Source organism: Candidatus Binatia bacterium (genome assembly GCA_036504975.1).
In the GTDB taxonomy this organism is placed as follows: Bacteria; Desulfobacterota; Binatia; order UBA9968; family UBA9968; genus JAJPJQ01.
Window position 1 is genome coordinate 1 of record DASXUF010000171.1, and the last position, 5383, is coordinate 5383.

The 5383-nt window shown below is 59.8% G+C and carries 4 protein-coding genes; all 4 read right to left on the reverse strand.

What is annotated here, in order from left to right:
• Positions 1–1681, reverse strand: a 1681-nt coding sequence (locus VGL70_20865) for a peroxidase family protein (GenBank protein ID HEY3305979.1), incomplete at its 3' end; no start/stop codon positions are given.
• 36 nt (positions 1682–1717) lie between these two features.
• Positions 1718–3118: a patatin-like phospholipase family protein gene (locus tag VGL70_20870; GenBank protein HEY3305980.1), complete on the reverse strand. Its 1401-nt coding sequence runs from the start codon at positions 3116–3118 to the stop codon at positions 1718–1720.
• A complete protein-coding gene (locus VGL70_20875; protein ID HEY3305981.1) occupies positions 3105–3326 on the reverse strand; it encodes a PEGA domain-containing protein in 222 nt (73 codons plus the stop codon). The genes VGL70_20870 and VGL70_20875 overlap by 14 nt, the downstream gene beginning before the upstream one ends.
• Before the next feature lie 32 nt (positions 3327–3358).
• Positions 3359–5221, reverse strand: coding sequence for a GMC family oxidoreductase (locus tag VGL70_20880; protein ID HEY3305982.1), 1863 nt, complete (start codon positions 5219–5221; stop codon positions 3359–3361).
• Positions 5222–5383: the final 162 nt, after the last annotated feature.

The following is a 5383-nucleotide window of genomic DNA, read 5'->3' on the forward strand; positions in this document are numbered from 1 at the left end:
TTTCGAGGATGGTTTTGACGAACTCCTTGCCGTCAAAGAGGCCGCTCCAATTCCCGTTCATGGCCAGGTAGGCAGGCTCGTTGTAAAGCAACTGCGGCGTCCATTCGATCGTGTGGATCTTGGCGATCTCCGCGGCGATCATGAGCCGCGCGATCTCGAACAGCTCGTCGGGGGTGACATTTTTATAGGGAATTATTTCGTCGGGGCGAGCCGGGTTGCGCAGACCCGAATCTTCATCGGGGTCCTGTTTACGGAATTCATCGACGAAGAGGTTGTGCTCGCGCGCGAAGACGTTGTGAAAGAAGCTCAAGCCGACGGTCCAGTTGTCGGGAAACGCGACCGCTTCCTGTCCGGCCCACTGCTGGTTGATTGAGTCGGAAGATTCCAACAGGGGCAGATATCCCGATTTTTCTTCGGCTCGAGCCGGAACCAGCAGCAGCTTGGCCGGATCCTTCGGATCGCGCTTGACGCGCGCGCGCGAAGGATCGTCGTAGCCGTAAATTTGCGACGCGTCCCACCAGGCGGTTACCGTGTTGCGCGACGTCTTATAAGCGCGCGACAAATAATTCTTTCCGTCATGCGTAAACGCATGTGGATCGCCGGTATCGGCGACAATCGCCCGGTCGATACGGTCGCTCGGACGGCAGCCCAGCCCGGCTATCACTTCCGGCGTCAGCGGTTTTTCCACGCCGCCCTCCAGTTTCGTCGCGCACCCCATCGCCGCCATCTCTGATGCGTTGCGCCCTTCCTCCAAGTGCGAAAACCAGTCGTGGGTCATGAACTGAATCCAGAATGCCGCGAGCACGTTGAACGTGGACGCCTTCTTGTAGTTGCATTCGGCGTCGGCCGAGGCATCGGGCAAGCCGCGGCCTTCGCGGCACTTCTCGGGAAAAGATTGGGCGCGCGTGAAGAGCTTGCGGCTGATCACCTGCGGATCGGGCTGCAACAGACCGAGACGGTCGCCGTGGCGGTTTTTGGCAAGCTCGTCCTTGCCCAGATCGGGGAAAGTCGCCTCGAACTGAACGTTGCGCGCGAAGGGTTGGCCGGTCGATCCCATGAGGGGATTTTCCACGTCGTTGCAGATACCCGTGAGCGCGCGGAAGCGGATCGAATCGTTCCAACAGAGCTGCTGTCCATCGCCGCCCACGGCGGCGTATTGAGGGTGTCCCTTCGGCAAGCGCATTTCATCCCAGACCTTCAGCAGCGGGCCGTCCGTCCCGCCGCGGCCCTGAACGTAGTTTTTATAAGTCCCGCTGTTGTCGAAGAGATTGAACTCGATCAGCTCGATGCGCTGATAGATGAGGTCGAGCAGAGCGCCTTCGAGGCCGCGGCGCTTTGGACTCAGATGACCGAAGCGCCAAAAGGCCTCCGAACCTTTGCTGCCGGCGTCGCCCGCGCCCCAATAATTTTGCCAATCGACCCAGGGATTTTTTCTCAAGGCGACGGACTTCTCGCCGCCCCGGCAGCGCGCGGTCTCTTCTTGAACCTTTCCCTGAAATCTTTTCGCGCGCTCTTCCGCGATCGGCCGAAGGCTCTCCGAACCCAACTCGACGCACGCCGTTAAATTTTTCGTATCTATCGCATCGGGGCCGCAACCTCCGAGGAGGAGCGTCGCCGCGAGCGCAAGCCAACAACATTTTTCTTTCATGGAGGAGAAGCCGTAACGCAGCAACGCCATCATACGATCACGGCCTCGCGAAGAAAAGATGCGGCTGGGTTACGGTTTCAAGCTCTCCATGAAACTTTTGAACTCCTGCGACTTCTCCAGCAGCTCGCCGCCGACGGCAATCAAATTGTCCACCTGCTGGCGTTCGAGCTTGAACGAGGTCGGCAGTGAGAGAAAGTAGTCGCGCCGCTGCGGGTTTTCCGCCAGGCTCTCGAAGTTGATATCGACGACGAAGGGCTCGAGATCGCCCCCCGCGAGACGGTCGAGCGGCTTGGCCGACGGGCACGCTTTGAGTTTGCCCTGGCAATCGTCGATGGTGCGCTGAGTCTGCAGGCGCCCGTCGCGCAGCTCTTTCATCATCTCAATGGTCTCAAACGTGTAGTTGTCCATGCTGATCGTGGCGACTTTGTAGGCGACCGTAGCGATACCGGGCGGACTCTCCCTCTTGTCCAAGTCCTCCGGCGGCTGGGTTCCGGCGTTGACGACTACGATGACGAGACGCTTGATCTTATCGTTGTTGATCAGCCGCCGAATCGTTCCCCGGCGAAAGCTGTCGGAAATAAAGCGCACGCCCAGGTTGTCGGCCAGGCCGCCGTCCATCAGATGGACGTAGGGATGGTTTTCCTTGTCTTCGTAGAGAACCTGGTTCTTGGCCCATTCGTAGCGCCGGCGGTTTCTTTCGAAGTCTTGCAAGGCGTTCTTGAATTCCAGCGGCGTCTGATAGTTCTCCGGCTTGGGCTGGTTTTTCAAGCTCAAGGGACTCAGCAGAAACGGAAACGCCGACGACGCGGCCACCGCGCGGGCGATGGGATAGCCGGCGAGATCCGAGCCGAGACGGTCGAACTGGTCCTGGGTGAATTCGAAGCGCTCGCCCAGCGCCAGGTTGGTCGCGTTGAGAATCAAGAACGGCCTTCGATTGGAGGCGAGCAGCTCGGCGAAAGTTTGTTTCTCGAAGACGGTATCGTGGTAAAGCTCGGCGGCCAGATCAATGCGGCTGAAATAGGGCGACAGGATGCGGGCGAGATTGATGGGATTGAACAATTTTGAGATCAGCTCCTTCTGGATGTTGCGGTAGAGAAACTTATCGGGAAATTCGCTAAACACGCGCCCGCGAAAGAGCGCGTAATAAGCCGCGGTAAACGATCCGCCCGAGACCGACGAGATGCAGTCCACTTCGTCCAACAGGCTTTTTTGCTTCCCTTCCCACTCGATCTTGATCTCGGCGAGCTTTTTCAGCACGCCGTAAGATAGAGCGGCGGCGCGCGTCCCGCCGCCGGAAAAGGCAAGACAAACGAAGATCGAATCGGTGTTCTGCCCGTCGGCGCTGAATCGGGAGAAGCGATAGCCCGCCGTATCGTCGTACTTCTTGAGCTCATCGTTCAGTGGGTAGCGGGCGCACGACGCCAGCCACGCCGCAACAAAGAGCGCAACGAAGCGTTTAAACTTTTGCAAAGATCACCTCCTTGGGACTCAGCGGTCCGGTCTCGTTCGGGTCCAAAACCACCTGACACTGCGCCGGATTGCAATCCGGCGGCGGAGCGAGCGAGACGGTGTAGGTCCCGGCCTCTATTTGGATGACGACGTTGGTTGTTCCATTAGGGTTTCCGTCGATCAAGACGCCCCGACCGTTGTCCGGAAAAATGACCTTCAGGTGTTCCATAAACTCTCCCTCGTGTTAAACATTTTTACCCGTCATCGCGTCGGTTTGGCGTCCGCGAGGATCACATCGGCCGCTTTTTCGCCGATCATATAAACCGCGCTGACGATGAAAAAGCCCGGAATGCGCGGGAATACCGACGCGTCCACGACGCGGAGGCCCTTGGTGCCGTGGACGCGAAAGTCGCCGCTGAGCACGCCGCCGCTCTCGCGCGGCCCGATCTGACAGGTGCAGGCGGCGTGATGCCCCCAGGCGTTGTCGCGCACGAATTTTTGCAGCTCCTCCTCCGATTGGACTTTTTCGCCCGGCAGCTCTTCCGCGGCGATCCATCCGCGCTCTTTGAGACGAGCGGTCATGGCGCGCGCGAACTTGACGCCTTCGACGACGGCTCTCAGATCTTCTCCGTTTCGATCGCTGCCCTCTTCGAAATAATGAAAGTTGACGCAAGGCGGATCGCGGGGATCACCGGAGCGCAGCTTTACGGTTCCCCCGCGATTGAGCGTATGCGCCTTCAAGACGACCCAGCTAAGATAATTATGGTTGCGCGCGATGAGCTTCGAGTATCCGGGAAAATAGCCCTCGAACCTTGCCAGCAGGCCGAGGCAGAAGAGATCGGGGAGCGGCTGAGACGGGGTCGATTTTCTGGCCACGACGAGGATGCCGCCGTTGGTGATATACACGCCGTCCTTTTCGTCTTTCCATTCTTGATACTGCGGATCTCCGCTTTCGAATTTGGCGCCGGCCATGATTTTCCAGTCGTCCTTCATTCGGTTGACGACGCTCACTTCGTACCGGTCCTGAAGATTGGTCCCGACTCCCGGCAGCGGCACGAGCACGTCGATGCCGTGCCGCCGCAACTCTTCCTCCGGCCCGATGCCCGACAACATGAGGAGCTGCGGCGTGTTGAACGCGCCGCCGCACAAAATAATCTCGCGTGAGACGAATGCCCGGCGCGTTTCTCCGGGCTCGCCGCTCGGGTTCGCGCCCGCGCGGTACAAGCGCTCGCCTTTCAAGTACTCGACGCCGACCGCGCGCTTGTCCTTATCGAAAAGCACGCGGGCGACGAGCGCGTTCAGCTCGATCGTGAGCTTATCGCGATGTGTCCAGACCACGTCAAGAAGGCGTTCGCGGCTCCCGCCGCGCATGTGCCCGCGCGTGGTGAGGGGCGCATAGCGCAGGCCGGAGGCGTTTTGTTTTATCAGGCGCCAGTCGTTGGGGTCGGCCTGGGATTGAACAAACCAGCGAAGGCGCTCGCGCCAATGGCTGTCGCTTTTGCAAGCCGCCTGCGCCGATTTGAGGATGACGCGCCTAAGATTGCGGCTTTTGAGCGCCGCCAGAGGTACCGCTTTCTCGGCGGAAAGCCAGCCGTTAAAACCGTGGCGCGTGAGATTCAGGCGGAAGAGATTTTTCAGCCACCGATAGACCGGCCGGTGGCGGCATTCCTCCAGGCGCTCGAAGTACGCGCGCATGCTCGCCGCCTTCCAGGACGGGTCGCCGGTCAGCCGCGCAATGGAGTCCCAGTCGTCGTTGTGGGGATAGACGAAGATAAGCGCGTTGTGCGCCGTGCAGCCTCCCAGGGTTCCGGCCCTGGGATAGAGAACTCCGTCGCGCTCCGGGGTGAATTTTATATCTCGCCGTTGCCTGTCGGAGTCGGCGTAATGACGCACGAAGAAGTTCCAGCTCATTGCCTCGTTTTCCGAAGCAAACGGGTGAAAGGCCGGAACGTCGTAGTCGTCGGGCAGACGGGAGTCGGCGAGTTTGCCCGGATCGCCGCCCGCCTCGATGAGGAGAACCGTATGGCCGCCCTCAGCCAAACGCGCGGCCAGCGTGCCGCCGCCGGCGCCCGAACCGACGACGATGTACTCGTGCTGCGCGGGTCGGTTACCCGCCGCTTCCATCTGATCTCACGCTTTCTAGAACGTCTTCAGAAATTCGATCAACGCCCATTTGTCGTCGTCGCTGAGGCCGGGCTCTTCCTTGAACATGTCGGTGCCGAAGTAGTGGCCTTTGTTGACCACGTAGTCGGGACACTTGCTGAGAGCGATCAGCTTCTTGATCAA

Bases quoted from the DNA above. Each gene is read 5' to 3' on its own strand.
- VGL70_20880 (HEY3305982.1), bottom strand. From the start codon at position 5,221: ATGGAAGCGGCGGGTAACCGACCCGCGCAGCACGAGTACATCGTCGTC.
- VGL70_20875 (HEY3305981.1), bottom strand. From the start codon at position 3,326: ATGGAACACCTGAAGGTCATTTTTCCGGACAACGGTCGGGGCGTCTTG.